We start from the raw sequence: 26623 nt of genomic DNA, 5'->3' as shown, positions 1-26623 counted from the left end.
AACATGGCCTGCGTGCGCACAAAGCGGAATGCCGCAATCTGTCCTTGCGTCCCGATGTCGCGTTCCGTCCGGCGCGGTGCAGGCCGGCGGATATTTTTTGCGACGGAAACCATCAGCCCCCCCGTTTGAAAAGGCACAGAGCGGCGGAACACCCCGACCGCTCAGAGGCAAAAAAACGGAGAAACACCTATGAAACGCAGCACATTTATTGCCGCCATCGCCGCCGCAGCCATTGGCGTCACCACGCTTTCGGCCATGGCCCGTGATCGTGGTCCCGATTTTTCCACGCTTGATGCGGATGGAAACGGAGAGGTGACCCTGCAGGAGATGCAGGCCGCCGGGCAGGCCCGCTTTACCGATGCCGATACCGACGGGGACGGGTTCCTGTCGCTTGCCGAATTGCAGGCGCGGGTCGAAGCGCGCGCGCAGGACCGTTCGGAGCGCTTGATGGAGCGGATGGATGCCGACGAGGACGGCAGGCTGTCGATGGCAGAGATGCAGAGCCCGCGCCGCAATCCTGCACGGATGTTCGACCGGCTTGATGCCGACAACAGTGGTGGGATTTCGGCCGAAGAGTTCGAGCAGGCCCGCGCCGAAGGCCGCAATCGCGGTTCAAAGCAGCGCGATAACTAGGGCCAAAGGGTTCCGCCCCTTGTTTGCGGGGGCGGGACCATGCAGGTTGCCGAGACGATGACCATGCCGCTTGATGCCCGCGCAGATGTGGATGACGCAGCATTGCTTGCCCGTTATGCGCATGGTGATGCGGCGGCGGCGCGGGCGTTGACGCTGCGCCTTGTGCCGCGGGTCCAAGCGCAGGCGTTCCGCATGTTGGGCGACGCGGCAGAGGCGGAGGACGTGGTGCAGGAGGCGATGTTGCGCCTGTGGCGCATTGCGCCGGAGTGGCGAGAGGGGGAAGCGCTTGTGTCGACATGGCTTTACCGCGTGGTGTCCAATCTGTGCACCGACCGCTTGCGCAAGCGCCCGCGTGCGGGTGTCCCCCTTGAGGATGTGGCCGAGCCGCAGGATCCGAGGCCCGGGGCCGAAGCGCAGCTGCAGGAGGCGGCGCGCCATGCCGCTCTGCGCGGTGCCATCGCCGATTTGCCCGAGCGCCAGCGTATCGCCCTGACCCTGCGCCATTTTGAGGGCGCGTCGAACCCGGAGATTGCTGCCGCGCTGGACGTGAGTGTCGAGGCGGTGGAAAGCCTGACGGCGCGCGCCAAGCGTGCCTTGGCGCAGGCGTTGAAAGGGCGGGTCGCCGCCCTTGGATATGAAGGATGAAGGACATGACCCAGCGATCCCAAGAGCCCGATCCGGACAAGATCGTCGCGCGGATGCTTGATGATCTGGCCGCAGCGCCGGTGCCCGATCCGTCGGGTGATCTGATGGCGCGGGTCATGGCGGATGCGCAGGCCCATTTGCCTGCACCGGGCGGCGTGCGCGCAGCGTCCCCCTGGTGGCGACAGGTGGTGCAGGGCATCGGCGGCTGGGGCGCTGTTGGCGGGCTTGTGGCCGCAACGGTGACCGGATTTGTCATCGGTTTTGGCGCTCTGGAGTCCACGGGCGTCGATGCGGTCTGGACATTGGGATATGGCGAATATTACGACGCGGAGCTTGGCATTGATGCCTTTGGCTGGGCGCTGGAGGAGGGCTGAGCATGGCTGACACAGAGATCGCGCGGCGCGTGCCCGTGTGGGTGAAGATCCTGCTTGGGGCGTCGCTGGCGTTCAACCTTGCGGTGGTCGGGCTGGTTGGTGGTCTGGTCACACGCGGCGGCCCGCTGGGCGGCAAGGGGCCGGGCATGGGCTATGCGACGCCCTATGTCATCGCGTTGCCGTCCGAGCAGCGGCGCGTCGTCTTTGGCACCGTGCGCAATGATCCGGACCTGCCTGGGCGCGGCGCGCGGCGCGCGGCCTATCGTGACATGGTTGCGGTGCTGGAGGCCGATCCGTTTGACCGCGCCGCCGTCGAGGCGATCCTGCAGCGCCAGTCGCGCGGTGTTGCCGATGTTCAGGCTGTGGCCCAGGGCGCATGGCTGGACATCGTGGCCGAGATGCCGGTCGAAGAGCGCCGCGCCTATGCGCAGCGCGTGTCGGACGTGGCCGCCCGCGGGGGGCGGGGCAAGCCGGACAGAAAAGACTGAGCCGGGTTCAGGCGGCGGACCGGTCCAGCGTCACCCGGTTGCGCCCCTCGGCCTTGGCCCCGTAAAGCGCCTTGTCCGCGCGATCCAGCAGCGCTTCGGGCGTGTGGTGCACTGCCGTCTTGGTGCCGCGGGTCGGATCGACAACCGTCATCCCGATGGACATCGTCGCCTTCACCTGCGTGACCTGATCCGGCACGTCAAACGGCGTGGCTTCGATCATGGCGCACAGACGCTTTGCCGCCTTGCGCGCATTCGAAAGGCCCGCGCCGGGCAGGACAATCAGGAACTCTTCGCCCCCGATCCGGGCAATCAGGTCGACCGCCCGCAGGTTTTCCCGCAGCCGCCGCGCCGTTTCGACGAGCACCGCGTCGCCCGCGGCGTGGCCCAGCGTATCGTTGATCCGTTTGAAGTGGTCCATATCGGCCACCATGACCGCATAGGGCTTGCCCGTGCGCGCCGCCCGGTCGGCAATGCGGGCAAGGTGCGGCATGGCATAGCGGCGGTTGTGCAGTCCGGTCAGCGGGTCGATCACCGCCGCCTCGATCCCGGATCTGACAGTGTCGCGCAGCGCGTCCGTCACCCGCTTGCGGTTCAACAGCGCCTCGAGCCGCAACGCCATTTCATCTGCGGTGCGCGTGTTGCGCATGAGGTCATTGGCCCCCATGTCCAGCATCTGGGCGCCAAGCGCCATGTGTTCGGATCCCAGGACAGCGAGGATTGCGCAATGCCGCGTGCTGGCCTGGCTGCGCACGGTGGCCAGCAGTTGCAGCATCTGCGGTTCCTCATTCGGTCCGACCACCAGGAGCATCGCATCCGGCGCTTGGCCGGGTTCCAGGTCGGCGACGGCGGTGGCGGGGCGGGCAAAGGTGATCCTCGCGCTCATCCGGGTGCGCAGCGCCTCGGCCCAGGGCTCGGCCTGTTCCATGTCGCGCGCGATGATGCGCACGGACTGTTCGGGCGCAAAGGCCGTTGCCGCCTCGGCAAAGCCCAAGGCCCGCGATGTCCCTTCGCGCAATGTCCATTCACTTGCGGTGGCATAGGCCCGGATGATCGAGCGTGTGCGCGCCAGCAACAGCGCATCGTTGATTGGTTTTTGCATGACGTCGTCGACACCGCCCGCCAGAAGGCGCAACCGCTCTGAATCGTCGTCCGATCCGCTGAGCGCGATGACCGGCACCTTGTTGGAAAACCCGGCCTTGCGCATCCGCCGCAAGAGCCGCAGCGGGTCGCCATCTGGCAGGTCTGTCGCGCACAGGATCAGGTCCGGCGTCTCAAGCCCCATCACCTGCATTGCCTCGGCCACCGATGCGGCCTGGGCCATGTTGTAGTGGCAGGCGGCGAGTTTGACACGCAGCACGATGCGGTTCGTCGCAATCGGGTCGATAAGAAGGACCTTGCCGTGCATGATGCGTTTCCAATTCATTACAAAAGCCGTAGGTTAGGTTGTTGATTGATTAAGTTAACAAAGCGTTTCCATCAGATTGCAAAGGCGCAAACGTGATGTCCCATTCGCAAGAATCCGCCGAAGTCGTGGGTTTGCAGGCCATCGCCTGGATGGCGGGCAACCAGGAGTTGTTGCCGGTCTTTCTGGGTGCGACCGGTGCCAGCGAGGCTGATATGCGCGCCGGTGTGAGCGATTCCGGCTTTCTGGGTGCGCTTTTGGACTTCATCATGATGGATGATGCCTGGGTGACTGCATTCTGTGATGCGCACAGTCTGCCCTATGACGCACCGATGCGCGCGCGCATGGCCCTGCCGGGCGGAGGGGACGTGCATTGGACGTGACTGCGCCACCCGCGCCGGTGCGCGGCGTGATCTTTGACAAGGACGGCACGCTGTTTGACTTTTCCACCACGTGGGAGGCGTGGGCCGCCGCCTTTCTGCGCCGCGCGGCCCAAGGCGATGAGGCGCGTGCCGAACGTGCGGGTGCTGCCATTGGTTTCGACCTGTTGCGCGCCCGTTTTGCGCGCGATTCTGTCGTGATCGCCGGTACCCCGTCCGAGATTGCGACGGACCTTGCGCCCCATTTCCCGGACCTGTCGCGGGACGCGCTGGTGACGCTATTGAATCAGGAGGCCGCGCGCGCCCCGCAGGCCGAGGCCGTGCCGCTTGCCCCGTTGCTGACGGGGTTGCGGGCGCGTGGCCTGGCCCTGGGTGTTGCGACCAACGATGCGGAGGCGCCCGCGCGGGCGCATCTGGAAGAGGCGCAGGTCGAGCGGTATTTTGATTTCATCGCCGGAAGCGACAGTGGCTATGGCGGCAAACCGAGGCCCGGCCAGCTTGTCGCGTTTTGCGAACAGACCGGGCTGGGCCCCGACGCGGTCGTGATGGTCGGTGACAGTACCCACGACCTGCTGGCGGGCCGCGCCGCCGGGATGCGCAGCATTGCCGTTTTGACCGGCCTTGCCCCGCGCGAGGTTTTGGCCCCGTTGGCGGATGCTGTCCTGCCCGACATCGGCGGGTTGCCCGGCTGGCTGGATGGCATCGCCGCCCTCTGACCGGTCACAATCGCCCGTCCTCTCGGAAAAAACGACACGGATCGTCGCAAATGGGACGGTGCGGGGGCGGCACCTGCGGTGTCTTGGGGTCGCACAGAGACCGGGGGACAGCACCATGGCAGAGATCGCGACACGGCGCAAAGCACGCGGCGGCGGACGGGCAGGGGCCGCGGCCCGGCGGGGTGCGGCCGTCATCGAGCAGATGCCGTGGAACCCGCCCGTCATCACCGATGCCCCGATCGAGCCGTTGTCACCCGAAGGTGTCGCGGCGATCCATGACGGTGCGATGCGCATCCTCGAAGAGATCGGTGTCCAGTTCCTTAACGAAGAGGCCCTCGAGATCCTGCGCGAGGCCGGGTGCCAGATCGACGGTGACATCGTCCGCATGGGACGCGATTTTGTCATGGAGATGGTGGGCAAGGCCCCTTCGCAGTTCACGCTGACCCCGCGCAACCCCAACCGCGCCCTGACCGTGGGCGGCGGGCATATTCTGTTCGGCAACGTGTCTTCGCCCCCGAATTACTGGGATATGGAGATCGGGACCAAGGTGCCCGGCACGCGTGAGAAATGCGCGAACCTGTTGAAGCTGACCCAGTATTTCAACTGCATCCACTTTGCGGGCGGGTATCCTGTCGAACCGGTCGATCTTCACGCCAGTGTCCGCCATCTGGACGTGCTGTTCGACAAGCTGACGCTGACCGACAAGGTCATGCACGCCTATTCGCTGGGCAAGGAGCGTGTCGAGGACGTGATGGAGATGGTCCGCATCGCCAGTGGTCTGACCCATGAGGAATTCGAAGCAACGCCGCGGATGTACACCAACATCAACTCCACCTCGCCGCTGAAGCACGATCAGCCGATGATCGACGGCTGCCTGCGTCTGGTCCGGCGCGGGCAGGCTGTGGTGGTCACGCCCTTTACCCTTGCGGGCGCGATGGCGCCGGTGACGATGGCTGGCGCTGTCGCCCAATCCATTGCCGAGGCGCTCTGCGCCATTGCCCTGTTCCAATACGTGGCCCCCGGTGCGCCCTGTGCCATCGGCACGTTTACCTCGAACGTCGACATGAAGTCGGGCGCACCCGCCTTTGGCACGCCGGAATACATGCGCGCCACGCAGATGACGGGCCAGCTGGCGCGGTTCTATGGCTTGCCGATGCGGTCCTCTGGTGTGTGCGCCGCCAACGTGCCGGATGGCCAGGCGATGTGGGAGACGTCGAACAGCCTGTGGGCGGCGGTGCAATCGGGCAGCAACATGGTCTATCACGCCGCCGGCTGGCTTGAGGGCGGGCTGATCGCCAGCCCCGAAAAATTCGTGATGGATTGCGAGATATTGCAGCAAATTCAGCGGTATATGGATCCGTCGCTGACGGCGACCAGTGGCGAGGATATTGCCCTCGACGCGATCAAGTCGGTGGGCAATGACGGCCATTTCTTTGGCATTCAGCACACGCAGGACCGCTATTCGACGGCCTTTTACCAGCCCTTCCTGAGCGACTGGAAAAACTACGAAGGGTGGGAGGCCGCGGGCGCCATCTGGACCCCGGAACGAGCGCACAGGATGTTCAAGGACATCATCAACAGCTTCGAGGCGCCGCCGATGGACGTCGCCATCCGCGAGGAGCTGGCGGACTTCGTGGCGCGGCGAAAATCCGAGGGCGGCGCGCCGACCGATTTCTGAGCCGCACGGGTCCAATAATAGGTCAAATTGCAACTGTTATTGGATTATTCAGAGATGTGCGGGCAGGATGCATTCCGAGGAAACGGGAATGTCGCGCCATGCATGGGCTGATCAATCGGGCAATTCAGTGTTTCGTGACGGACAGTTACGGGGCCGACAAATGGGTCGAAGCGACCCGCTTTGCGGATATGGACTTTGTCGAGTTCGAAGCGATGTTGATCTATGACGATGACATCACACCGAAACTGCTGGACGCGATCAGCAACATCTTGAACCGTCCGCGTAGTGACGTGATGGAGGACATGGGGACATATCTGGTTTCCCACCCGAATGTCGAAGCGCTGCGGCGCCTGTTGCGTTTTGGCGGTGTGACATTTGTTGAATTCCTGCACTCGCTCGATGATCTGCCGGACCGCGCGCGGCTCGCCGTGTCCGATTTGAACCTTCCGCGGATCGAGTTGAGGGATCACTCGCCGACGCATTTCAGCCTGATCTGTGAAAGCCCGATAGATGGATACGGGCATGTGATGATGGGCATTCTGCGCACGATGGCGGATGACTATGGCGCGCTCGCCTTGCTTGAGCACACGGGCAGTGGAAACGGGATCGAGACGATTTCGGTGACGCTCGTTGAAACCGAGTTTGCCGCCGGCCGCGCCTTTGACCTGGGGGCGCGGGCGTCATGAAGCAACAGGATGCACTCATGCAGGCATTGGATGTTCTGTGTCCGATGCACGTGATCCTCGGGCCCACCGGACATGTCGTGCATGTGGGAGCCACGCTGCAAAAACTGCGGCCGGACGCGAAAATGGTGGGCCGCCGCTTTCTTGAGATTTTCGACCTCAAGCGCCCGCGCGCGATCACCACGATGGACGCGCTGCGGGCCGCCGCGGGCACCAAGTTGCACCTGCAATTGCGCGACGCCCCCAAGACCGAGGTCAAGGGGTTGCTGGTGCCCGGCCTGAGCGAGGGGCAAAGCATCGTGAACCTGTCATTTGGCATTTCGGTGGTGGATGCGGTGTCGGACTATGCGCTGACCAGTGCCGATTTCGCCGCGACGGACCTGACCATCGAGATGCTCTATCTGGTGGAGGCGAAATCGGCTGCGATGGAAGCCTCGCGCAAGCTGAACCTGCGCCTGCAAGGGGCGATGATTGCAGCCGAAGAACAGGCGTTCACCGACACGTTGACGGGGCTCAAAAACCGGCGGGCCATGGATCATGTTGTGGCGCGCCATGTGGATTGGGGCACGCGGTTTGGCCTGATGCAGATTGACCTTGATTGGTTCAAGGCAGTGAATGACACGCTGGGTCATGCCGCCGGTGATCACGTGTTGCAGACGGTGGCCCGCGTGATGGTCGAAGAAACCCGCGACAGCGATACGGTTGCGCGTGTGGGGGGAGACGAGTTCGTGATCATCCTGCCGCATGCCAAGAGCGGCGAAGCGATGGAGGGGATTGGCCGCAGGATCATCGAGAGGCTGTCACGGCCCATTCCGTTTCAGGGCGAGGTGTGCAAAATCTCGGCCAGCATTGGATCGGCCATTTATGATCCCGTGTCCGAGCAGACTGTGGCTGAGGTCATGGATGACGCCGACGTGGCGCTTTATGCCTCGAAAAACGGTGGGCGTGGTCAACAGACCAGTTACACGCCCGCTCTGCGCGGCAGAACCCAAAACCTCGTGCCGCCGATGGGACGCGATGTGGAGCGTGAGGCCTGATGGGGGATCGCCCTGACGTGTGAAAGCAGGCAGAGAAGCCGTCTGCTTCGCGTCGCCCACGACAACGGCCTGCGCGCGCGCTGCGATCCCACCGGACCTTCAAAGTAGGGATTGGCCGAAGCTCGTACGCCGACGCAAAGACTGTTTTGACAGACATAATGCGGCCCAAACGCAGTTGGGGCAAATTGGCGCTATTGGGGATGGATGGCAGCCCGTAGGGGAATCGAACCCCTCTTTCCAGGTTGAAAACCTGGCGTCCTAACCGATAGACGAACGGGCCATCGCTGGTGTGAGCGCTCAGATAGGCAATTCGGCGGAAGGGCGCAAGCGGAAAAAAGGCTGAAGCCGGGATAAATCTGCGGAAAACCGACATGGCGCGAAGGTCAGGCGCGCGCTGCATCTTCAAGCCGAAGCTGGACCGACTGGCGCCCGCGGAAGGTGTTGATTTCGACGCGCCCTGCCAGGTGAAAAGACGCGCCGCCGTGATCCATCAATTCCGGGCCAAGCGCCGTGTCGAATGCGCCAAATGCGATGGCGTCCAGCCTTGCTCCACCCGCCTCACCAAAGGTCACCTTGAGGTGTGTTTCACCGACACGCCGTGCGTTCAATATCCGCATGGCTGGAAAGGCGTAACGCGGTGCCGGGGCGCCAGAGCCAAAGGGGCCTGCGGCTTCAATCTGGTCCAGCAACTCAACCGTTGCCGCGCCGGGCATCAATGCACCGTCCAGCCTCAAATCGGCGGGGCCAAGTGCGTCTGCCCCCTGTTTTGCAAGCAGTTCCGACAGGCGGGACATGGCGGTGTTGATCTTGCCCTCCTCCACGGTCAGGCCCGCGGCCATCTTGTGTCCGCCGCCCTTGATCAGTAGCCCCTCGGCGGCCAGCCTCTGGATGGGTGCGCCCAAGTCGATGCCAGAGACGGATCTGCCCGATCCCTTGCCGATCCCGTCCTCGACACCGATGACGATGGCCGGTCTGTTGGTCGCCTCCTTCACGCGTGCGGCGACGATGCCCACGACGCCGGGGTGCCAGCCGGGTCCTGCTGCCCAAGCCAAGGCGCCATCTGTACCGCGCGCCTCGCATTGCGCAAGGGCTTCTGCGCGGACCTTGGCCTCGATATCGCGCCGTTCGGCGTTCAATGTGTTCAGCCGTTCGGCCAATGCTGCGGCCTCGTGCGGGTCGGTCGTGCCCAGAAGCCGCGCGCCCAGGTCGGCCTGGCCGATCCGACCGCCTGCGTTGATCCGTGGCCCCAACAGGTAGCCCAGGTGGTAAGGCGTGGGCGCCGTGTCGAGCCCGGCAATATCCGCGAGCGCAACCAGCCCGGTCCGGTCCCTCCGCGCCATGACCTTGAGCCCTTGCCGGACAAAGGCGCGGTTCACGCCGACCAGCGGTGCGACATCAGCCACGGTGGCAAGGCCGACCAGGTCGAGCATCGCCATCAGGTCCGGTCCGTTTTGCCCCGCTGCGCGCAGCTGGCGGCCCGCCTCGACCAGGGCCAGAAACACGACCGCTGCGGCGCACAGGTGCGCGAGCGCGCCGTCTTCGTCCTGTCGGTTGGGGTTCACGATGGCAAAGGCGTCTGGCAGCGTCTCGCCGCCCAGGTGGTGGTCCAGCACGATCACGTCTGCGCCCTGTGCTGCCGCGATCGGGCCATGGGACAGGGTCCCGCAATCGACGCAGACGATCAGGTCGTGTGCGGCGGCCAGGTGCGCCATGGCGGCATCATTGGGCCCATACCCCTCATCGATGCGGTCTGGCACGTAGAGCGTGGGCGCCGCGGCGCCCAGTTCCCGAAACCAGGTCATGAGCAGGGCTGCCGAACTGCCCCCGTCCACGTCGTAATCGGCAAAGACAGCCACGCGCTGCCGATGGCGGACGGCGGTCAGGATGCGCTCGGCTGCGCGTTCCATATCGCGCATGGACCGCGGGTCCGGCATGAGGTCGCGCAAGGTCGGCGTCAGATAGGCATCGGCGCCCTCCGGCGGCACGCCCATCCGGGCCAGGATCTGGCAGATCGGGCGAGGCAGTTGGGTGTGCTGTGCAAGGGTCTCCGCTGCCCGTTCCACGGGCAGGTCGGGGCCGATCCAGGCGCGACCGGTCAAGGACTGTTCGACCCCCAGGAATGCCATTGCGCCACTCTCTCCCCCCTTGCGCCGCGCCGGTATGGTGCAGGCCTGTCCCCGGCACGCGCAAGGGCAATCGTAAGGCGGGCGTGTCGCCCGCCCCGCGCTCAGACCGTGTGGGTCGGCGTGCGGTAGTTGATGCGGCGGACCGAGCCGGTCTTGGACCGCATGAGCAGTGTTTCGCAGGTCAGCCAGCCGGGCTCGCGTTGCACGGCGTGCAGAAGCGAGCCGCTGGTCACGCCGGTGGCGGCAAAGATCACGTCCTGCGTCACCATTTCGTCGCGTGTATAGATGCGGTCAAGGTCAGTGATCCCGGCCTTGGCCGCGCGGCTCTTTTCGTCGTCATTGCGGAACAGCAGTCGGCCATAGATCTGACCACCCATGCATTTGAGTGCCGCAGCCGCCAGCACGCCCTCGGGTGCGCCGCCTTCGCCCATGTACATGTCGATGCCGGTGGTCGGGTCGGCGCAGTGCATCACGCCCGCCACGTCACCATCGGTGATCAGGCGGATGGAGGCGCCGGTGTCGCGCACGGCCTTGATCACCGCCTCGTGCCGGGGCCGTTCCAGGATGCAGACGGTGATGTCAGCGGCGTCGCAGCCCTTGGCCTTGGCCAGTGCCTCGACCCGTTCGGCGGGCGACATGTCCAGCGTGACGGTGTCGGGCGCATAGCCCGGGCCGATGGCCAGCTTGTCCATGTAGACGTCGGGCGCGTGCAGCATGCTGCCGCGCGGGCCCATGGCGATCACGGTCAGGGCGTTGGGCATGTCCTTGGCTGTGAGCGTGGTCCCTTCGAGCGGGTCCAGCGCGATGTCCACGCCGGGGCCCGATCCGGTCCCGACCTCTTCGCCGATATAGAGCATGGGCGCCTCGTCCCGCTCGCCCTCACCGATCACGACGACGCCAGCGATGTCCAGCATGTTCAGCTGTTGGCGCATGGCGTTCACGGCGGCTTGGTCCGCCGCCTTCTCATCGCCGTGCCCCACAAGGCGGGCAGAGGCGAGGGCCGCCGCTTCGGAGACGCGGGCGAGGCCCAGCGACAGCATGCGGTCCTGGAATTGTGCGGTATCGGTCATGATGAAAAGTCCTTTGGCGAAGTATGAAAATCAGACGGCTTCGATCCGAAGCACGACAGGATCGGAGGCAAGCACGCCGGTGTCTTGCATGGCCTCCAGCGCTTCGTTCACGGCAGATCGTGTGCAGGTGTGGGTGACAATCAGAACGGGCGCAGTGGTGTCGCTGTGCCCGTATTGGCGCATCCGGTCGATGCTGACGCCCGCATCGCCCAGCACGGTCGCGATCTTGGCCAGCGCGCCGGGTTTGTCGACCAGCGCCATGCGCAGGTAGTACGGTGCCGGCAGGATGGATGCGGCGCGCGGCGCGTCTGTCAGTGTGTCGGCAGGTTGGCCAAAGACCGGCAGACGCAGGCCACGGGCGATGTCGCACACGTCGCCCATCACGGCAGAGGCGGTGGGCCCTTCGCCCGCGCCGGGGCCGCGCAGCACCACCTGTTCCACCGCGTGCCCTTCGACGGCCACCATATTGGTGCCGCCCTGAAGCTGGCCGAAGGGCGAGGTGTCTGGCACAAGGCAGGGCATCATGCGCTGTTCCAGCCCGCGCCCGGTCTTCTGGGCGACGCCCAGCAGCTTGATCTTGTAGCCCATGTCGGCCGCGTGGTGGATGTCGTCGATGCTGACCCGCTCGATGCCCTCAAGCTCGATCCCGTCAAAGTCGACGCGCGTTCCGAACGCGATGGAGGACAGGATCGCCAGCTTGTGGGCTGCGTCGATGCCGCCCACATCGAGTTGCGGGTCGGCCTCCAGATAGCCCAGCCCGTCGGCTTCGGCAAAGACCTCTGCGTAGCTCAGCCCGGCGCTTTCCATCCGTGTCAGGATGTAGTTGCAGGACCCGTTCATGACGCCGACGATGCGCGTGATCTCGTTCCCGGCGAGGCCTTCGGTCAGGGATTTGATGACGGGGATGCCCCCGGCCACCGCCGCCTCGTAGCGCAGGCTGACGCCCTTGGCTTCGGCGGCTTCGGCCAGCGCCTGGCCGTGGATGGCCAGCATCGCCTTGTTGGCGGTGACCACGTCCTTGCCCGCTGCTATCGCCGCCTCGACCGAGGCTTTGGCCGGGCCATCGGTGCCGCCGATCAGCTCGACATAGATGTCCACGTCGTCGCGGGTGGCGACGGCCACGGGGTCGTCTTCCCATACGTAGCCATTCAGGGGCACGCCGCGGTCCTTGTCGCGAGACCGCGCGCTGACGGCGCTGATCTCGATCTTGCGGCCGGTGCGCGCCTCCAGCAGGGCGGCGTGCTGGCGCACGATCTTGACCACGCCGATCCCCACGGTGCCCAACCCTGCGATGCCAAGCCGAAGCGGTGCGTTCATGTCGGGATCCTTTGAGCGATGGGGCGTCGCGGGCGATGTAGCGGGTTCAGGGGCAGGGTGCAATTGCCGTTAGCCGAGGCGGTCCTGCATCCGGGCACGGGTGGCCGGATCGACGACAGGCCGCCGCTGCAACGCGCTTGCGCGCGCCCTGAGGGCGGCGATGCGTGCTTCGAGGTCTTCGGTGGTTGCAACCGGGTCGCCGACAATCGGCTGCGCGCCCGCAAGCAGCGGCTCGAGCGGGACGAGGGCGGGGAAGTCGGAGGCGGCGACATCAGGCGACACCGCGTCGTCCAGGTCCGGGAACTGAGTGCAGGCCGCAAGCGTCAGGCAGAAAAAAGCGGCATGTGCGCGCATTGTCGAAGCGTTCCGTCAATCATGTGTTGCCCTTGTGATGCACCATGGCCCCGAATGGCGCAAGCATCGCTTGGGTTTGAACGGCCGTTCAGTTAAATCCTGCCCATGGCGCGCACAACTGGTTCGCATTCCGACATCACTGGCCCGCGTATCCGCGACGCGGCGCTGCGGCTGTTTGCGCGGCAGGGGTACGCCGCGGTGTCGATGCGCCAGATCGCGGGTGAGGTCGGCGTGCAGGCTGGGGCGCTGTATAACTACATTCCGGACAAGCAGAGCCTGCTGGTCGAGTTGATGCGCGACCACATGGTTGAGTTGCTGGCGGCAGTGCCGGTGGATCCCTCTGACGCACCGCTGGTGCAGCTTGAAGCCTTTGTCCGCTTTCACATCGGCTTTCACCATGCGCGGCCTGACGCAGTGTTCATTGCCTATATGGAATTGCGTAATCTGGACCCCGCTAATTTTGCCGAGATCGAGGACCTGCGCGGCCGTTATGAGGCTGTTTTGGAACGTATTTTGCGCGATGGCGCAGAGGTGGGCGCGTTCGATGTGCCTGATCCGAAGATCGCGACGCTGGCGGTCATTGCGATGCTGACCGGGGTGACCACCTGGTTCCGGGCCGGTGGCCGTTTGAGCCTGGGGGACGTACAGGATCAATATTGGGATATGGTGCGGAAATCCGTGCTGGCGTGACGGCGGGCCGGACGCTGTTTGGCTGTGCCAAATGCGCCCCGCCCGCCGTCCCGTTCAGTGTGCGGGCTGGATGAAGGTGCCGTTGCGCAGATCGCGCATGGCCTGCATCAGCTCTTCTTGCGTGTTCATCACGATGGGTCCGTGCCAGGCGACCGGTTCGTTGATGGGCGCGCCCGAGATCAGCAAGAAGCGGATGCCGTCGGGACCGGCCTGGACTGTCACTTCATCCCCGGTGCCAAAGCGGATCAGGGTGCGGTCGCCTGACAGGTCGCGGATGTTCAGTTCCTGTCCCGCGACCTCTTTTTCCAGCAGCACGCCCGAGGGGTTGGATGCGTCCGCAAAAGCGCCCGCGCCTTGGAACACATACGCGAAGGCACGACGATAAGTGTCAATTTTGAAGGTCTTTTTCATTCCCGACGGCACCGAGATGTCGAGGTATTGCGGATCGGCGGCGATGCCGTCAACCGGCCCTGTCTGCCCCCAGAATTCGCCTGTGATCACGCGCACGCGCGTCCCGTCATCGTCGGTGACTTCGGGAATGTCCGCGCCCGTGATGTCCTGATACCGCGGTGTCGTCATCTTCTGGTCGGAGGGCAGGTTGCCCCACAGCTGAAAGCCGTGCATCTGGCCCTTCGCGTTGCCGTGCGGCATTTCCTGATGGAGGATGCCGGAGCCTGCGGTCATCCACTGGACGGAGCCCGCGCCCAGCGTGCCGGAATTGCCCAAGCTGTCGCTGTGCTCGACCGTGCCTTCAAGCACGTAAGTGATTGTTTCTATTCCCCTATGTGGGTGCCAGGGGAAGCCTTTTTCGAAATGTTCCGGCACGTCATTGCGGAAGTCGTCAAAGAGAAGGAACGGGTCAAGTTCGGAGGGGTCCTGAAAGCCGAAAGCGCGGTGCAGGTGGACGCCTGCGCCTTCCATGGTGGGTTGCGCCCTGCGCGTCTCGATGGTGGGTCTGAGGGACATCGGTGTCTCCTTTCATCCTTGCGTTGGCACTCAGATAGGCGCGGCAGATGCACGCACAATTGGCATCCGCGAACCGGACCTGTGCGCAATTGCAAACGCAAGATGTTGGGTGAAAGTGACGGGACCACCACAACCGTTTGGTTCTCTCATTCCCGAGGACCTGTATATACAGGTGGGCGTCAGGTAACCGGACCAGGGCCCGGACAGAGCCAACTCCCTCGGAATTGCTTAAGGCCACCGGAATGCAACCTATCACGAGAAGGGCAGAACCCGTCGTAGCGGTACATAGGGGTGCGGGGGTGGCGCGGCAAGGTTGATCGTGCGGCGCTTGTGGTGCCTTGGCCATTTCCTCCCAGCGGCGAAGCCGTCCTGCGGGCAGTGGGGTAGGATTTCTTGAGCCAGAAACTTCTGAGGGTTCTTGGGAAAAATCCTGGCAGAATGTGTGTGCGAGCAGGCGCTGTCCCAGACTGTAACACCTTGCGGTCCGACGTCTGTGGCTTGGAAATATGTCACGCTGTTTTCAAATCTACTGGCTGGTTTGCCGGAACTTTAATTGTCTGGCGCTGTAAATCTGTAGCGCTCCAACTCTTCTGGCAGCAGGACATAGATCTGGTCTGGCGGGGTGCTGAGGGCGTGCTGCATCACCAGCGGGTCGATGCCCATCTCGTTCAGATAGGTCATCACCTCGGCCTGGCCGCGCTGGATGTCTTCGACCGCGAAGGCGGCGGGCAGGAATGTGTTTTCGCCGAAATAGTGCTGGTGCACGCCGACGGAGGCATCCGCGTCGATGTCGCGGGTTGTGCCTGCGGCCAGCAGGTAGGGGCAGGCGGAGTAGCAGAACTCGCCGCGCAGCATTTGGGTGGCGATCCCTTCGGACCGGATGGTGCGACCCAGGGCCAGCGCATCGGCGACCGAGCCGCCGGGGCTTTGCAGGATGAGCGTTTCGGGCCGGGGATCGGCCTGGGTGATCATGTCCGTGATCCGGTCGGCGTCGCCTGCGCTGATCCCCCCTTCGAGCCGGTAGGTGGTGCCGTCGGTTTGCGTCAGCACCAGCCGGTTCGGCAGTTCGCCGGGATTGCGGGCGGGTTGCGTGACGGGGCGGTCGCGGTCGGGGCGGAAGGTGCGCCGCTGGTCGCCGGGGCGCACGGGTTCCGTGAGGCGTGGGGCGTCCGGACCGAAGCTGGGCAGCCGCAGCCCCTGCATGTCGCCAAGCACCAGGAGCGCGCCGATGCCCAGCTGGAAGACCAGGACGCCCATGAGCACGCGGGCGATGGGGTTGCGGTGTTTTGCGGTCGTTTCCGTCATTCGGCGACGCGCTTGGGGGTTTGCGGAGGGTCCACCTGATCGGCGGGCGCTGTCATGGTGGTTTCGACGTCGCGCAGGGCGGCCATGGCGGCGCGGAGTTCAGCGAGCGTCAGCGTGTCCTCGACCGCCGCGCCCTCGCGCCCGCCGCGGATGGCGTTTTGGGTAATGGCGAGGATGAAGACGAGCACGGCAGGCAAAAGGTCGATGGCAATGGCGCCCGCCCAGGAGGGGACGAAGTTCCGGGCGTAGAGGATCACCGCATCCGCCGATGAGATGGGGGTGTAGGTCACGTCCGTGGCCTGGCCCTGTGCCTGCACGTTTTGCGCGGCCCGTTCGAGGGTGGCGGCACGCTGGGCCAGCACTTCGAGCACGGAGGTGATGGTGGCGGCCTGGTCGGTGCGCCCCTGTTCGGTGCTGCTGTCGAGTTCTGGCAACACGACGGAGGCGGCCAGATCTTGGGCCGCGCGTTCAACGAGGGGGGCGACGGAGAGCTGGCGCAATTGGGTGATGAGGCCCGCGAGGCGGACGGCCTGTTCGGAAAACTCGACGCTGCGCGCCTCAACCGGGCCGGGCTCAACCGTGAGGGCGCGCATGCGCGACAGGATCGCGTTGCCTTCGGCAAAGGCGCTTTCGACCAGAGGGGTTTGGGCGCTGATTTGCGCTTCCAGCCCCGACAGTTCGGCGGCTTTCTGGCGCAAGACCCGGAAGACGGCGCCGCGACCGGCGAGGCCCGACAGCGCGCCTGCGGCTTCCTGTTCCGACAGATCCTCGAACGACTGGCGCACGCGGGCGACGTCGCGTTCGAGGGATTGGCCGTTGAGGGCGACCTCGTGTGCGCGTTCCAAGCTGGTCTGGTAGTCCTGCACCGTTTTTGCGAGGTGCTGTTCGACGGCCGCCGAGCCTGCAAGGGCGGCGGCGTTGAGCCAGGAGGACATCGCCACGATGGCGAGCGAGCCCGCGCCCATCGCCACGATCAGCCCGATGCGCGCCTGCGCCGACCGGACGGCAGGAAAGAGCCGCATCATGTAGGACCAGAAGACGAAGATGCCGACGGAGACCGCGACCGAATAGGCGATGGCGGCAAAGACTGACATGGCGCCGTTTTCATCCAGCAGGGAGGAGACGCCGAGATAGGTGTAGATGCCCGAGGCCGTGGCCAGCACGCCGAGGGCTGTGCCGGAGAAGGTTTCGAGCCAATTGAGGTGCCCCTCAAGCTCGCGCGCGTAGCGGACGCCGCGGGCCTGTGATTGGCTTAGCCTTGTGTCATCGGTCATTGTGTCGGCTCCTCACCGCTGTCGGCCAAAGGTAGGGGCAGAGCGCGCCAAGGCCAAGGGGCGCAGGCGTGGCTTGCCTTTGTTCAGGGTTTGTTCGTATGTTCGGAAACATGGAGAGTGCACCCGATATGACGGCGCTGATGCCCGGCCAGTTGCTGGCGCGGGGCGTGTCGCGCCATCTCGCCTCGCTCGGCTGGGCCACGGTCGAGGAGTTGGTGCCTGCGCGCGGTTTGCGCGTGGATGTGATGGCGCTGGGGCCGAAAGGTGAGGTCTGGGTGATCGAGTGCAAGTCGAGCCGTGCCGATTTCATGTCGGATCACAAGTGGGACGGCTATCTGGAGTGGTGCGACCGGTTTTTCTGGGCCGTGGACGGGGAATTTCCCGTTGATCTGTTGCCGGAGGGCACGGGGCTGATCATTGCCGATGCCTATGATGCCGAGATCATCCGCATGGCGCCCGAGGACAAGCTGGCGCCTGCGCGGCGCAAGGTGATGGTGCAGAAATTTGCCACCCATGCGGCGCGGCGCTTGCAGGCGCTGCGCGATCCCGGCGCGGGGTTGGGATGGTGACGCCGGGTGGCGTTGCGCGTCTTGGGCGCGTGCTGTGCGCTGTTGTCAGCGCAGGTTTCGCGCGGCGTCAGCGTTTCATCGCGCCTGCGGCTTTGGCGGCGGCCTTGATCTCATCCGCTATTTCGTTGGCTTCTTCAGGGTCGAAATCCATCGGGATTTCAATGCCTTTCGCCTCGATATAGATGCGCACCATACCCGCGTCGGTCGGGCCGATCTGCAGGTTGGCTTCGATATCGCTTTCTTTGTTGATCCCCATGGTCATCTCCGGCGGATATGGAGGCTGCGTGCTAGACTGATCGCGATTGAAAGGCAAGCGAGCAAAGGGGATAGTGGGGCCATGACGGATGTGCATTTGCGCCCCTTTGTGGCTGCCGACACCGATTGGCTGGTGACGCAGCATGGCGATCTATACGCCCGCGAAGCCGGGTTTGATGACAGTTTCGGCCCGCTGGTGCGGTCCATCCTCGAGGCGTTCAATGCGGATCATGATCCGGTATGTGAGCGTGGGTGGATCGCAGAGGCGGGTGGCACACGCCTGGGGTCCATCTTTTGTGTGCGCGAGGACGCGGTCACGGCCAAGCTGCGCCTGTTCCTGCTGGTGCCGGAGGCGCGGGGCCGGGGCGCGGGCCAGATGTTGCTGGGGCAGTGCATGTCGTTTGCGCGTGAGGTGGGCTATGATGGCATGTCCTTGTGGACGCATGAAAGCCACGCGGCTGCCTGTGCCCTTTATGCCCGCAACGGCTGGGATTTGGTGGCGTCGAAACCGGTGCGCTCCTTCGGGCAGGATTTGGTGGAACAGAGGTGGGTTTATCGCTTCTGACGGTCTTGCATTCGGTTTGCAGCATCGGTATTTGACCCCCAGTGCCGCCGTAGCTCAGTTGGTTAGAGCGCCTGATTGTGGATCAGGAGGTCCCCCGTTCGAGCCGGGGCGGTGGTACCACCCCCTTCAAAGCGCGTGATTGAGGCTTGGCAATTTGAGCTGCGCGTCCTAGCCTGCGCACAGGTTCACGATCCACAAAGGGAGGGCACACGCTGAGCATGCGCATCATCCGCCGACTTCAGCATGGTCCCCGTTACGCCCTGTAAATCCGTTTGCAGGGCTGGCCACAGGTAACTTTGATCCACGGTCTGCCCCAAGCCGCGTTGCGGCACGTCTTTTGATCCGAGATCCCTATGGCTATCCTGAACATCAACGCATTGGCGGTGACGCTGAGTGAACCGCTTTTTTCCAACCTTGATCTGACCATCTCCAAAGGCAACCGCATCGGCCTTGTCGCCCAGAATGGCGGTGGCAAGTCGACCCTGCTGGCCTGCATTGCGGGTCAACATGATCCAACCGGCGGAGAGATCACCCGCGCGCGCGGCCTGCGCATCGGCTACGTGAAGCAGAACCTGCCGCCCGATGCGCTGGCGTGCACCATGTATGAGTGGGTTCTGGCCGCCTTGCCGCCCGAACAGGCAGATTATGAAAACTGGCGGGTGGATGTCGTTTTGAACGATCTGTCAGTGCCGTATGAGTTTCAGCACAGGCTGTTGTCCAAGCTGAGTGGCGGGTGGCAGCGTATGGCGATGCTGGCGGCGGCATGGGTGGTGGAACCGGGGCTGTTGCTGCTTGATGAGCCGACCAACCACCTGGACCTGCACCGGATTGCCCTGGTGCAGGGGTGGATGGCGGCGCTGCCCGGTGATCTGCCGGTGCTGGTGATTTCCCATGACCGGGCGTTTCTGGATGCGGTGACCAATGCGACACTGTTTCTGCGCGCCGAGCAGTCACGCTATTTCGCACTGCCGTTTTCGGCGGCCCGCGCCGCGTTGGAGCAGGCGGATGCCGCTGATGCCCGGCGCTTTGCCAATGACGTGAACAAGGCGCGGCAATTGCGCAGGCAGGCGGCGAAGCTGAAGAATGTCGGCGTCAATTCGGGCTCTGATCTGCTGTTGACCAAGACCAGGCAGTTGACGGAACGGGCCGAGAAGATGGAGGCGGCGGCGAAGCCTGCGCATGTGTCGCGCCATGCCGGGGACATCCGGCTGTCCAACAGTGGCACCCATGCCAAGGCGTTGATCGCTCTGGAGGATGTTGAGGTTACCACCCCGGATGGGCGGTTGTTGTACCGGACCGGCCGGAAGTGGATTGCGCCCGGCGATCGCGTGGTGCTGCTTGGGTCGAATGGGACGGGCAAGACGCGGCTGGTCGGGATGATCGCCCGCGTGTTGGAGGCGGATGTGCCGGGGATCAGGTGTGCGGCCTCTGTCATTCCGGCCTATTCCGATCAGCATCTCGGCCAGCTTGCTGACAGCGACACGCCGATGCAGGCGGTGACCCGTGCGTTTGACATCGGGGACCAGCGCGCGCGGGCGGTGCTGGCGGGGGCGGGCGTGAATTACCGGATGCAGGACACGGCGATTGCAGCGCTGTCCGGCGGGCAGAAGGCGCGGTTGGCGATGTTGGTGCTGCGGTTGAAGCAACCGAACTTCTATCTGCTGGATGAACCGACGAACCATCTGGATATCGACGGGCAGGAGGCGTTGGAGGCGGAGTTGGTTGGCCACGAGACCTCGTGCCTGCTGGTCAGCCACGACCGGTCGTTCCTGCGCCATGTGGGCAACCGGTTCTGGTGTGTGCAAGGACAGACGCTAGAGGAAGTGGAGAGCCCGGAGGTGTTCCTGGCCGCTGAAATGGCCGGTTAGTCCGCGGCCATCTGCACGTCGATGGTTTGCCGCAGGGTGCCGGTGACCTGGTCGAAGATCAGGATCTCGTCACCCGCGGTGACCACCGCATACCAGTCTGATCCCACGGTGAAGGCCGTCGCTGTGGTGCCATCGGGCAGGGTGACCTGATCGGGCAGGTGCAGCGGGGCCGGGTCTGCGTTCAGCCGGATGACAAGCAGGCCAACCACCGTTACAACGCCTCCGATCATGATGATCGTCAACACCGTCACCAACCGCCTGAGAAAGGCCAGGTTGGCCGGAAGCTCTGGGGTATCCATGTCGTCCACGCGCCTGTCCTTTGTCATTGCGGCCGATCCGCCTGCGCGTCTTGATAAGGCCATCGCCCGCGACGTGCCAGAGGGCGCGGCCCTGTCCCGCACGCGGCTGGCGCGGCTGATGGCCGACGGGGCCGTGGTCGTGGATGGTGCCGTGGCCTCCGATCCCAAGGCCAGGGTGGCCGAGGGCGCGGTGATCGAGGTCACGGTCGAGGCGCCGGAGGAGAGCCATATCGGAGCGGAGGATATTCCGCTGAACGTGGTCTTCGAGGATGCCGAGTTGATCGTGGTGAACAAGCCTGCGGGCATGGTCGTGCATCCCGCACCCGGCTCGCCCTCGGGGACGCTCGTGAACGCGCTGATGCATCATTGTGGTGACGATTTGTCGGGTGTGGGCGGCATGAGACGGCCCGGCATCGTGCACCGGATCGACAAGGACACCAGTGGTCTACTGGTCGTCGCCAAGTCCGACGCGGCTCATCACGGGCTGGCCGCGCAGTTCGCCAAACATACGGTTGAACGCTATTACCGCGCGCTGGTGTACGGCGTGCCCGATGGCAATGATCCGCGTCTGCGCGGGGTGAAGGGTGCCTCGTTCGAGCCGGGCAATGTGTTGAAGCTGACCACGCAACTGGCGCGCCACAGGACCGATCGGCAGCGGCAGGCGGTTCTGTTTCAGGGCGGGCGCCATGCGGTGACGCGCGCACGGCTGGTGGCGCGCTACGGCGCGCCGCCGGTTCTGGCCCAGATCGAATGCTGGCTGGAGACGGGGCGCACCCACCAGATCCGGGTCCATATGGCCCATGCAGGTCACGGGCTGGTGGGCGATCCGACCTATGGGGGCAAGCGCAAGCTGCCGCGCGGTGCATTGAACGAGGCGGCGGCAGAGGCGGTTTCGGGCTTTGGCCGGCAGGCTCTGCACGCCGCTGTGCTGGGATTTGAGCACCCGGTTTCTAGTGAGATGTTACGGTTTGAGGCCCCTCTACCGGGGGATTTCGCCGATTTGCTGGCTGTTCTGGCCGCGTGAGCCGGAACGGATCGCACACGTAACGCATTCTTTACACATCGCTGTAACGAACAGCACATGCGCGTGAAAGCACGGGCCTGCCCCTGCCGGGCATCCGCTTCGCGTGCCATATTGAAGCTGCGACAACGCCCGCCTCTTGTATGCGGGGGTATGCCGTCCCATATGAGATGTTAAGCCCGTAAACATGACTGGGCACAGGAGGGACATTATGGCCAATTATGCAAATCTTCCCGCACCGACACCTGAGGGCGGACTGAACCGCTACATGCAGGAAATCCGCAAGTTCCCGCTGCTCGAGCCGGAAGAGGAGTACATGCTCGCCAAGGCCTGGGTCGAAAAAGAGGACACGGGGGCCGCGCACAAGATGGTGACGAGCCACCTGCGCCTCGCGGCCAAGATCGCCATGGGCTATCGCGGCTATGGTCTGCCGCAGGCCGAAGTCATTTCCGAGGCCAATGTGGGCCTGATGCAGGCCGTCAAACGCTTTGATCCGGAAAAGGGCTTTCGTCTGGCCACCTATGCGATGTGGTGGATCCGCGCGTCGATCCAGGAATACATTCTGCGGTCGTGGAGCCTGGTGAAGCTGGGCACGACATCCGCCCAGAAGAAACTGTTTTTCAACCTGCGCAAGGCCAAGGCCAAGATCGGCGCGCTGGAAGAAGGCGATTTGCGCCCCGAAAACGTCAAGCAGATTGCAACCGATCTGGGCGTGACCGAGGCCGAGGTGATCAGCATGAACCGCCGTCTGTCGGGGGGGATGCGTCGCTGAATGCGACGGTCGGCTCCGAAGGCGAGGGGGCGATGCAGTGGCAGGACTGGCTGGAGGACGAGAGCGCCGACCAGGCGGGCGATTACGAGGCTCGCGACGAGCTGGAAGTGCGCCGCGAGATGCTGGCCGAGGCGCTGGATGTGCTGAACGACCGGGAAAAGGACATCCTGACCCAGCGCCGTCTGGCCGATGCGCCCGTTACGCTAGAGGATCTGTCGACCGAATACGGTGTGAGCCGTGAGCGCATCCGCCAGATCGAGGTCCGCGCGTTCGAGAAGTTGCAAAAGAAGATGCGCGAGATCGCCAAGGCCAAAGGGTTGATGACCCCGGCCTAAGCCACCTGAACAGACCAGCGATCACGCCCCGCCGTCCTCGGTGGGGCGTTTGTTGTTTCGCCTGTCCGTTTACCGCGCTTTGCGAATGGTGCAACTTACGGTAAGCTGCCGTTATTGTTTGAAATCGTTGATCTAAGGGCGGGATGCCATGATTTTGAAGCGATGGAGTGTGATTGCCGTGCTTGGCATCATCGGGCTGGCGTTATTGGTCTACGTGCTGGGTTCTGATACCGGAGAGGTGCTGCGCACCGGGGCGGCCGATCCGGGCGTCGTGCCGCAGGGGCCGGACGACAGCAGTGACCTCGTGGCTGCCATCACCGCTGTGGCGGGGGCCGTGACCACCCTTGGGGCTGCCGTCTTTGGGTTGTTGGGCAAGTGGACGGACTACCGCAAGGCGCAGCTTGAGGTCGCAGCCAAAGAGCTGGAGCTGGAGCAGAAGCGCCGGGCGGCCGAGACGGAGTGATGTGGCGGCTGGCCCTTGGTGTGCTGGTACTGGCCGCGCCGCTTTGGGCGGACACAGTTTGGGCGGACACAGGCGGCGGGCTTGACGAAGCATACATCCGGCCCGACGACCGCACCGTGACCGAGCGCCTTTTGACGCGCGCGGGGTTTCGCGATCTGCAAAAAAGCTATGCGCTGATCGTCGGCATCAGTGACTTTGACGACTTCAACGATCTGCCCACCGCGCAGGACCCGCTGCGCATGCGGGACTATCTGGTGGACGAGGCGGGCTTTGACCATGTCCATATCCTGACCGGCGACAAGGTGACCAAGGACCGGCTGGAAGAGCTGATGCTGGATGATTTTCGCCAGCTGGTCGGCCCCGATGACCGGTTCCTGTTCTACTGGTCGGGCCATGGCGAGACGCTGGGCCAGGATGCGGGCGCGCGCGGCTTCCTGCCCGTGAAATCCAGCCGCAAGGGCCGGTTTTCGACCATGGTGTCGATGGACGACATTGCCGATTGGGACAGCTATATCCCGGCCCGCCAGGTGCTGTATCTGATGGACAGCTGTTTTTCCGGGCTGGTGGGATCGGCGCCGCAATCGGATCTGGCCGACATCACCCGCGCCCAGCTGGGCGGCCCGGCCCGCCATGTGATCACGGCGGGGCGCGCGGACGAACAGACCATTGCGGTCGACCAGCTGGGCGGTTCGGTCTTTACCCACGCGCTGCTGGCTGGGCTGCGCGGGGCCGCCGACGCCGCGAACGCGCTGGGCAAGGACAACCTTGTGTCCGTGGGCGAGTTGAAATCATATCTGGGTCAGGAGGTGACCCGCCTGCGTCTCCGCTTTGGCTGGCAGCGTTCGATCACGCCGCAGATCCGCGACCTGACCGGGTCGGATGGGGCGTTCTTTTTTCCCATCCCGGCAGCGTTCGCGCCCACCGATGACGAGACGCCGGTCCCTCCCACGTCGGATCGGGTGGGCGAGGTGCAGCAGGCGCTGATCGACCTGGGCTACGACCCTGGCGACGTGACCGGCGTGCTGAACCTGCGCACGCAGGTGGCGTTGACCCTGTTCCAGCGGGATCAGGGATTGGAAGAGACGGGACAGGACGATGACCTCACCTGGCGCGCGATCATCAGCGCGCTGGCCTCGCTGGTTCAGCCGCAGGGCGACGGGGATGCGCCGGAAGAGGACAGCCTGCCCGAAACCACTGTGGTGCTTGAGCATCGTGATCAGGCTGGACCGCAGCCCGCGATCCCGGCGCTGCCACCGCCGCTGGCACCCCGCATCCGGGCCTGCGACAGCTGCCCCGAACTGATCCGTGTCCCTGGCGGCACGATGGCCTATGGTCCGCGCCCCGTGGACGATCCGATCCCTTCGATCACGGCAAAGGTCGCGCCGTTCTTTATTGCGGAGACGGAGGCGACCATAGGTCAGTTCAGGGCCTACGCGGAGGATACCGGGATCGCCTTCGTCGATGGTAAAACCTCGGACGGGGCCAGCTGCTTTGCCTGGCAGGCGGGCGACAAACTGCGCAAGACCGCGCAGGCCTTCAATCAGGGAAGCGATTTGAGCGACGACCACCCTGTGTCCTGTGTCAGTCGCACCGATGTGATGGGCTATATCGACTGGCTGAACGAGCAAACGGATGGGCCGGACTATCGCCTGCCCACCGAAGCCGAGTTCGAACTGCTGCTGGAGCGGCAAGTGCGCCTGTTGAATGGGCAAGACAACGATGGGCCGTCCTTCGATATATCCCCACAGTTTGTCTGCGCGCTGGGGAACTTCGGCGACGCAACATCGCAGTTCAGCTGGCGTAACACGTCCTGCGCAGACGACCATCCGGGCGTCGCCGTTGTCGGGTCCTACCGGCCGGACGCCAACGGTGTGCATGATCTGGCCGGCAACCTCTGGGAATGGGTGGCCGATTGCTGGCGGGGCAACCTATCGCTGCCGCGTCAATTGCAGGGCTGCGAAAGCGGTACGCTCAAGGGCGGGTCGTTCGACGATCCGGTAAAGAATACATCGCCGCACACCCGTCAATCCGTGCCCGCCAATCGCCGTCAGACCAATATCGGTTTCCGCGTTGCGCGCGATGTCGAGTGATCAGTTCAGACGCGCCCGCAGCACCCGCACCATGTTGCCGCCCATGACCTTGGCAATCGTCGGCTCATCCAGGCCCGCCGCCAGCAGCGCGTGGGTCAGGGCCGACAGCTTGGACGTGTCAAATGCCGTCGTCACCGAACCATCGAAGTCCGACCCGAGTGACACGTGATCCGCGCCGACGGTGTCAATGGCCTGCACGATCATGGCAGCGATCGCCTCGGGCGTGGCGTCGCGGCAGAGCACGCTGCCCCAGTAGCCCATCCCGATCACGCCGCCCGTCGCGGCAACCGCCTGCATCAGGTCGTCTTCGAAATTGCGGATCACCGGACAGAAGCCGTGCAGCCCGGTATGGCTGACGATCAGCGGCATGTCCGTCATCGCGATCACGTCGCGCGCCACCGCCGGGCTGGAATGCGCAAGGTCCAGCACCATGCCGCGGGCCGCGATCTGGGCCACGACGGCGCGCCCGAAGTCGGTCAGGCCCATATCGCGGGTGCCGTGCAGCGACCCGCCCAGTTCATTGTCGAAAAAGTGGTGCAGGCCGATGATGCGGTGACCCGCCTCTTCGAGCCGGTCGAGATTGGCCATATCCCCTTCGAGAGCGTGCGCGCCTTCGATGCCAAGGATACCGCCGACCACCTTGGTGCCCTTTGCACGGGCGGCCAGATGCGCGTCAAGCTCCGCCCGCGAGGTGATCACGGTCAGCCGGTCCGGGACACGGGCCGCGACCCGGTGCAGGCGCTCGGCCTGGTAGATCGCGCGTTCGGCCAGCGACCCCCACGTGCGGGGCGGCCACATCTGGCCGATGGCCAGCGGTGTGATGTTGTCGAATGTGTCGGGCGCGTTGGCTTCGTAGTTCTGCCCCGCAGGCGACTTGGTGACGGCGGAAAAGACCTGTAGCGCGACGCCCCCTTCGATCAGGCGCGGCACGTCCACATGGCCGCGGTCGGCGCGGTGTTCGATGCTGCGTTTCCACAAGAGGCTGTCGGCGTGCCAATCCCCCACGACCAGCGTGTCATGCAGCGATTGCGCAGCATCCGAGACCGGGTAGGGGGCGTGCTCCACCACGGCGTTGCGTTCGCGTTCCACATAGCCGGGCGCAAAGGTCAGGAAGGCCGCGATGGCGGCCGCCAGCACGATGGACAGTCCGATAAGGCCGCGTTTGATCCAGCGCATGATGTTCTCCTGCCTGTTTCGGTCAGCATAGGCTGGGCAATGTTCCGGGGGCCAGCGTGACGATACGGCAAG

General features: G+C 64.6%; 27 protein-coding genes, 2 tRNA genes, 1 other RNA gene and 1 pseudogene. 18 read left to right on the top strand and 13 right to left on the bottom strand.

The annotated features are described in order from the left end of the window. The first annotated feature begins 189 nt into the window (after positions 1-189). From BWR18_RS09725 to BWR18_RS09710, 4 genes are read left to right on the top strand one after another with little or no spacing between them, the layout of a single operon-like run. Positions 190-633 carry an EF-hand domain-containing protein gene (locus BWR18_RS09725; RefSeq protein ID WP_076627795.1) on the top strand — a complete coding sequence of 148 codons (444 nt, stop codon included), beginning with the start codon at positions 190-192 and terminating at the stop codon, positions 631-633. A gap of 57 nt (positions 634-690) precedes the next feature. Beyond that, positions 691-1278: an RNA polymerase sigma factor gene (locus BWR18_RS09720; RefSeq protein WP_076630238.1), complete on the top strand. Its 588-nt coding sequence runs from the start codon at positions 691-693 to the stop codon at positions 1276-1278. Positions 1279-1283: 5 nt separating this feature from the next. Beyond that, complete coding sequence (locus BWR18_RS09715) at positions 1284-1652, top strand: hypothetical protein (RefSeq protein WP_157598689.1); 369 nt, start codon at positions 1284-1286, stop codon at positions 1650-1652. A gap of 2 nt (positions 1653-1654) precedes the next feature. Continuing rightward, positions 1655-2140 (top strand): periplasmic heavy metal sensor, encoded by a 486-nt coding sequence (locus tag BWR18_RS09710; protein ID WP_076627777.1) that lies wholly within the window; start codon positions 1655-1657, stop codon positions 2138-2140. A gap of 7 nt (positions 2141-2147) precedes the next feature. Here BWR18_RS09710 and BWR18_RS09705 read toward each other — a convergent pair whose 3' ends face one another. Next, positions 2148-3563 (bottom strand): diguanylate cyclase, encoded by a 1416-nt coding sequence (locus BWR18_RS09705; RefSeq protein ID WP_083957672.1) that lies wholly within the window; start codon positions 3561-3563, stop codon positions 2148-2150. A gap of 77 nt (positions 3564-3640) precedes the next feature. Between BWR18_RS09705 and BWR18_RS09700 the strand changes: the two genes are divergently transcribed. The 5 genes from BWR18_RS09700 to BWR18_RS09680 all read left to right on the top strand — a co-directional run bounded on the left by BWR18_RS09700 (position 3641) and on the right by BWR18_RS09680 (position 8036). Beyond that, positions 3641-3925 carry a DUF3572 domain-containing protein gene (locus BWR18_RS09700; RefSeq protein WP_076627775.1) on the top strand — a complete coding sequence of 95 codons (285 nt, stop codon included), beginning with the start codon at positions 3641-3643 and terminating at the stop codon, positions 3923-3925. After that, positions 3922-4638, top strand: coding sequence for an HAD family hydrolase (locus BWR18_RS09695; protein WP_157598688.1), 717 nt, complete (start codon positions 3922-3924; stop codon positions 4636-4638). The genes BWR18_RS09700 and BWR18_RS09695 overlap by 4 nt, the downstream gene beginning before the upstream one ends. A gap of 115 nt (positions 4639-4753) precedes the next feature. Continuing rightward, the gene (locus BWR18_RS09690; protein WP_076627773.1) at positions 4754-6316 is read left to right on the top strand and encodes a trimethylamine methyltransferase family protein; all 1563 of its coding nucleotides are present in this window, start codon (positions 4754-4756) and stop codon (positions 6314-6316) included. Between the two features lie 98 nt (positions 6317-6414). Continuing rightward, on the top strand, positions 6415-7002 hold the full coding sequence (locus BWR18_RS09685; RefSeq protein WP_076627772.1) for a heme NO-binding domain-containing protein: 588 nt from the start codon (positions 6415-6417) through the stop codon (positions 7000-7002). After that, complete coding sequence (locus tag BWR18_RS09680) at positions 6999-8036, top strand: GGDEF domain-containing protein (RefSeq protein WP_076627771.1); 1038 nt, start codon at positions 6999-7001, stop codon at positions 8034-8036. The genes BWR18_RS09685 and BWR18_RS09680 overlap by 4 nt, the downstream gene beginning before the upstream one ends. A 205-nt stretch (positions 8037-8241) precedes the next feature. Here the strand turns inward: BWR18_RS09680 and BWR18_RS09675 are convergent. The 5 genes from BWR18_RS09675 to BWR18_RS09655 form a co-directional block, all read right to left on the bottom strand. Then, positions 8242-8316: transfer RNA gene (locus BWR18_RS09675), tRNA-Glu, on the bottom strand. 103 nt (positions 8317-8419) lie between these two features. Further along, positions 8420-10162, bottom strand: a complete 1743-nt coding sequence (recJ, locus tag BWR18_RS09670) for a single-stranded-DNA-specific exonuclease RecJ (protein WP_076627770.1) — start codon at positions 10160-10162, stop codon at positions 8420-8422. 101 nt (positions 10163-10263) lie between these two features. Next, complete coding sequence (glpX, locus tag BWR18_RS09665; RefSeq protein ID WP_076627769.1) at positions 10264-11232, bottom strand: class II fructose-bisphosphatase; 969 nt, start codon at positions 11230-11232, stop codon at positions 10264-10266. A 30-nt stretch (positions 11233-11262) separates the two neighbouring features. Further along, positions 11263-12549 (bottom strand): homoserine dehydrogenase, encoded by a 1287-nt coding sequence (locus BWR18_RS09660; RefSeq protein WP_076627768.1) that lies wholly within the window; start codon positions 12547-12549, stop codon positions 11263-11265. Positions 12550-12618: 69 nt separating this feature from the next. Then, the gene (locus BWR18_RS09655) at positions 12619-12831 is read right to left on the bottom strand and encodes a hypothetical protein (RefSeq protein ID WP_254684830.1); all 213 of its coding nucleotides are present in this window, start codon (positions 12829-12831) and stop codon (positions 12619-12621) included. Between the two features lie 177 nt (positions 12832-13008). Here BWR18_RS09655 and BWR18_RS09650 point away from each other — a divergent pair, with 177 nt between their 5' ends. After that, positions 13009-13593, top strand: coding sequence for a TetR/AcrR family transcriptional regulator (locus tag BWR18_RS09650; protein ID WP_076627766.1), 585 nt, complete (start codon positions 13009-13011; stop codon positions 13591-13593). Between the two features lie 54 nt (positions 13594-13647). Here the strand turns inward: BWR18_RS09650 and BWR18_RS09645 are convergent, their stop codons facing one another. The 4 genes from BWR18_RS09645 to BWR18_RS09635 all read right to left on the bottom strand — a co-directional run bounded on the left by BWR18_RS09645 (position 13648) and on the right by BWR18_RS09635 (position 17138). Beyond that, positions 13648-14559 (bottom strand): pirin family protein, encoded by a 912-nt coding sequence (locus tag BWR18_RS09645; RefSeq protein WP_076627765.1) that lies wholly within the window; start codon positions 14557-14559, stop codon positions 13648-13650. A 117-nt stretch (positions 14560-14676) separates the two neighbouring features. After that, a non-coding RNA gene (gene ssrS / locus BWR18_RS22495) (6S RNA) lies at positions 14677-14832 on the bottom strand. 276 nt (positions 14833-15108) lie between these two features. Further along, the gene (locus tag BWR18_RS09640) at positions 15109-15864 is read right to left on the bottom strand and encodes a hypothetical protein (RefSeq protein WP_076627764.1); all 756 of its coding nucleotides are present in this window, start codon (positions 15862-15864) and stop codon (positions 15109-15111) included. Then, a complete protein-coding gene (locus BWR18_RS09635; RefSeq protein WP_076627763.1) occupies positions 15861-17138 on the bottom strand; it encodes a hypothetical protein in 1278 nt (425 codons plus the stop codon). Before BWR18_RS09635 ends, BWR18_RS09640 begins: the two co-directional genes overlap by 4 nt. A gap of 110 nt (positions 17139-17248) precedes the next feature. Between BWR18_RS09635 and BWR18_RS09630 the strand changes: the two genes are divergently transcribed. Beyond that, positions 17249-17707, top strand: coding sequence for an MmcB family DNA repair protein (locus BWR18_RS09630; protein ID WP_083957841.1), 459 nt, complete (start codon positions 17249-17251; stop codon positions 17705-17707). Between the two features lie 67 nt (positions 17708-17774). Here the strand turns inward: BWR18_RS09630 and BWR18_RS09625 are convergent, their stop codons facing one another. Then, the gene (locus tag BWR18_RS09625) at positions 17775-17963 is read right to left on the bottom strand and encodes a DUF6324 family protein (protein ID WP_076630235.1); all 189 of its coding nucleotides are present in this window, start codon (positions 17961-17963) and stop codon (positions 17775-17777) included. An 81-nt stretch (positions 17964-18044) separates the two neighbouring features. Between BWR18_RS09625 and BWR18_RS09620 the strand changes: the two genes are divergently transcribed. The 3 genes from BWR18_RS09620 to BWR18_RS09610 all read left to right on the top strand — a co-directional run bounded on the left by BWR18_RS09620 (position 18045) and on the right by BWR18_RS09610 (position 20395). After that, positions 18045-18527: a GNAT family N-acetyltransferase gene (locus BWR18_RS09620; RefSeq protein WP_076627761.1), complete on the top strand. Its 483-nt coding sequence runs from the start codon at positions 18045-18047 to the stop codon at positions 18525-18527. A 43-nt stretch (positions 18528-18570) separates the two neighbouring features. Continuing rightward, positions 18571-18647, top strand: a tRNA-His gene (locus BWR18_RS09615). 233 nt (positions 18648-18880) lie between these two features. Further along, complete coding sequence (locus BWR18_RS09610; RefSeq protein ID WP_076627760.1) at positions 18881-20395, top strand: ABC-F family ATP-binding cassette domain-containing protein; 1515 nt, start codon at positions 18881-18883, stop codon at positions 20393-20395. On the opposite strand, the gene BWR18_RS09605 is transcribed toward BWR18_RS09610, so the two are convergent. After that, complete coding sequence (locus BWR18_RS09605) at positions 20392-20694, bottom strand: DUF6476 family protein (protein ID WP_157598897.1); 303 nt, start codon at positions 20692-20694, stop codon at positions 20392-20394. The two genes, BWR18_RS09610 and BWR18_RS09605, sit on opposite strands and share 4 nt — an antisense overlap. Here BWR18_RS09605 and BWR18_RS09600 point away from each other — a divergent pair. The 4 genes and pseudogenes from BWR18_RS09600 to BWR18_RS09585 all read left to right on the top strand — a co-directional run bounded on the left by BWR18_RS09600 (position 20693) and on the right by BWR18_RS09585 (position 25375). After that, complete coding sequence (locus BWR18_RS09600) at positions 20693-21718, top strand: RluA family pseudouridine synthase (protein ID WP_076630233.1); 1026 nt, start codon at positions 20693-20695, stop codon at positions 21716-21718. The two genes, BWR18_RS09605 and BWR18_RS09600, sit on opposite strands and share 2 nt — an antisense overlap. A 208-nt stretch (positions 21719-21926) precedes the next feature. After that, positions 21927-22822 (top strand): annotated as a pseudogene (gene rpoH, locus BWR18_RS09595) (RNA polymerase sigma factor RpoH). Positions 22823-22976: 154 nt separating this feature from the next. Beyond that, complete coding sequence (locus tag BWR18_RS09590) at positions 22977-23285, top strand: hypothetical protein (RefSeq protein WP_157598687.1); 309 nt, start codon at positions 22977-22979, stop codon at positions 23283-23285. Further along, positions 23285-25375 (top strand): SUMF1/EgtB/PvdO family nonheme iron enzyme, encoded by a 2091-nt coding sequence (locus BWR18_RS09585; protein WP_076627758.1) that lies wholly within the window; start codon positions 23285-23287, stop codon positions 25373-25375. The genes BWR18_RS09590 and BWR18_RS09585 overlap by 1 nt, the downstream gene beginning before the upstream one ends. On the opposite strand, the gene BWR18_RS09580 is transcribed toward BWR18_RS09585, so the two are convergent. Next, positions 25376-26551 carry a dipeptidase gene (locus BWR18_RS09580; protein ID WP_076627757.1) on the bottom strand — a complete coding sequence of 392 codons (1176 nt, stop codon included), beginning with the start codon at positions 26549-26551 and terminating at the stop codon, positions 25376-25378. Positions 26552-26623 lie beyond the last annotated feature (72 nt).

Source organism: Tateyamaria omphalii, from assembly GCF_001969365.1.
Taxonomy (GTDB): domain Bacteria; phylum Pseudomonadota; class Alphaproteobacteria; order Rhodobacterales; family Rhodobacteraceae; genus Tateyamaria; species Tateyamaria omphalii_A.
This window is presented reverse-complemented; position numbering and strand designations above follow the sequence as displayed.

Excerpts from the sequence above, each read along its gene's own strand:
- BWR18_RS09640 (WP_076627764.1), bottom strand. The coding sequence starts at position 15,864 with ATGACGGAAACGACCGCAAAACACCGCAACCCCATCGCCCGCGTGCTC.
- BWR18_RS09710 (WP_076627777.1), top strand. The coding sequence starts at position 1,655 with ATGGCTGACACAGAGATCGCGCGGCGCGTGCCCGTGTGGGTGAAGATC.
- BWR18_RS09645 (WP_076627765.1), bottom strand. The coding sequence starts at position 14,559 with ATGTCCCTCAGACCCACCATCGAGACGCGCAGGGCGCAACCCACCATG.
- BWR18_RS09700 (WP_076627775.1), top strand. The coding sequence starts at position 3,641 with ATGTCCCATTCGCAAGAATCCGCCGAAGTCGTGGGTTTGCAGGCCATC.
- BWR18_RS09660 (WP_076627768.1), bottom strand. The coding sequence starts at position 12,549 with ATGAACGCACCGCTTCGGCTTGGCATCGCAGGGTTGGGCACCGTGGGG.
- BWR18_RS09625 (WP_076630235.1), bottom strand. The coding sequence starts at position 17,963 with ATGGGGATCAACAAAGAAAGCGATATCGAAGCCAACCTGCAGATCGGC.
- BWR18_RS09650 (WP_076627766.1), top strand. The coding sequence starts at position 13,009 with ATGGCGCGCACAACTGGTTCGCATTCCGACATCACTGGCCCGCGTATC.
- BWR18_RS09690 (WP_076627773.1), top strand. The coding sequence starts at position 4,754 with ATGGCAGAGATCGCGACACGGCGCAAAGCACGCGGCGGCGGACGGGCA.
- BWR18_RS09720 (WP_076630238.1), top strand. The coding sequence starts at position 691 with ATGACCATGCCGCTTGATGCCCGCGCAGATGTGGATGACGCAGCATTG.
- BWR18_RS09605 (WP_157598897.1), bottom strand. The coding sequence starts at position 20,694 with ATGGATACCCCAGAGCTTCCGGCCAACCTGGCCTTTCTCAGGCGGTTG.
- BWR18_RS09685 (WP_076627772.1), top strand. The coding sequence starts at position 6,415 with ATGCATGGGCTGATCAATCGGGCAATTCAGTGTTTCGTGACGGACAGT.
- BWR18_RS09680 (WP_076627771.1), top strand. The coding sequence starts at position 6,999 with ATGAAGCAACAGGATGCACTCATGCAGGCATTGGATGTTCTGTGTCCG.
- BWR18_RS09620 (WP_076627761.1), top strand. The coding sequence starts at position 18,045 with ATGACGGATGTGCATTTGCGCCCCTTTGTGGCTGCCGACACCGATTGG.
- glpX (WP_076627769.1), bottom strand. The coding sequence starts at position 11,232 with ATGACCGATACCGCACAATTCCAGGACCGCATGCTGTCGCTGGGCCTC.
- BWR18_RS09600 (WP_076630233.1), top strand. The coding sequence starts at position 20,693 with ATGTCGTCCACGCGCCTGTCCTTTGTCATTGCGGCCGATCCGCCTGCG.
- BWR18_RS09580 (WP_076627757.1), bottom strand. The coding sequence starts at position 26,551 with ATGCGCTGGATCAAACGCGGCCTTATCGGACTGTCCATCGTGCTGGCG.
- BWR18_RS09630 (WP_083957841.1), top strand. The coding sequence starts at position 17,249 with ATGGAGAGTGCACCCGATATGACGGCGCTGATGCCCGGCCAGTTGCTG.
- recJ (WP_076627770.1), bottom strand. The coding sequence starts at position 10,162 with ATGGCATTCCTGGGGGTCGAACAGTCCTTGACCGGTCGCGCCTGGATC.
- BWR18_RS09585 (WP_076627758.1), top strand. The coding sequence starts at position 23,285 with ATGTGGCGGCTGGCCCTTGGTGTGCTGGTACTGGCCGCGCCGCTTTGG.
- BWR18_RS09725 (WP_076627795.1), top strand. The coding sequence starts at position 190 with ATGAAACGCAGCACATTTATTGCCGCCATCGCCGCCGCAGCCATTGGC.
- BWR18_RS09610 (WP_076627760.1), top strand. The coding sequence starts at position 18,881 with ATGGCTATCCTGAACATCAACGCATTGGCGGTGACGCTGAGTGAACCG.
- BWR18_RS09715 (WP_157598689.1), top strand. The coding sequence starts at position 1,284 with ATGACCCAGCGATCCCAAGAGCCCGATCCGGACAAGATCGTCGCGCGG.
- BWR18_RS09635 (WP_076627763.1), bottom strand. The coding sequence starts at position 17,138 with ATGACCGATGACACAAGGCTAAGCCAATCACAGGCCCGCGGCGTCCGC.
- BWR18_RS09705 (WP_083957672.1), bottom strand. The coding sequence starts at position 3,563 with ATGAATTGGAAACGCATCATGCACGGCAAGGTCCTTCTTATCGACCCG.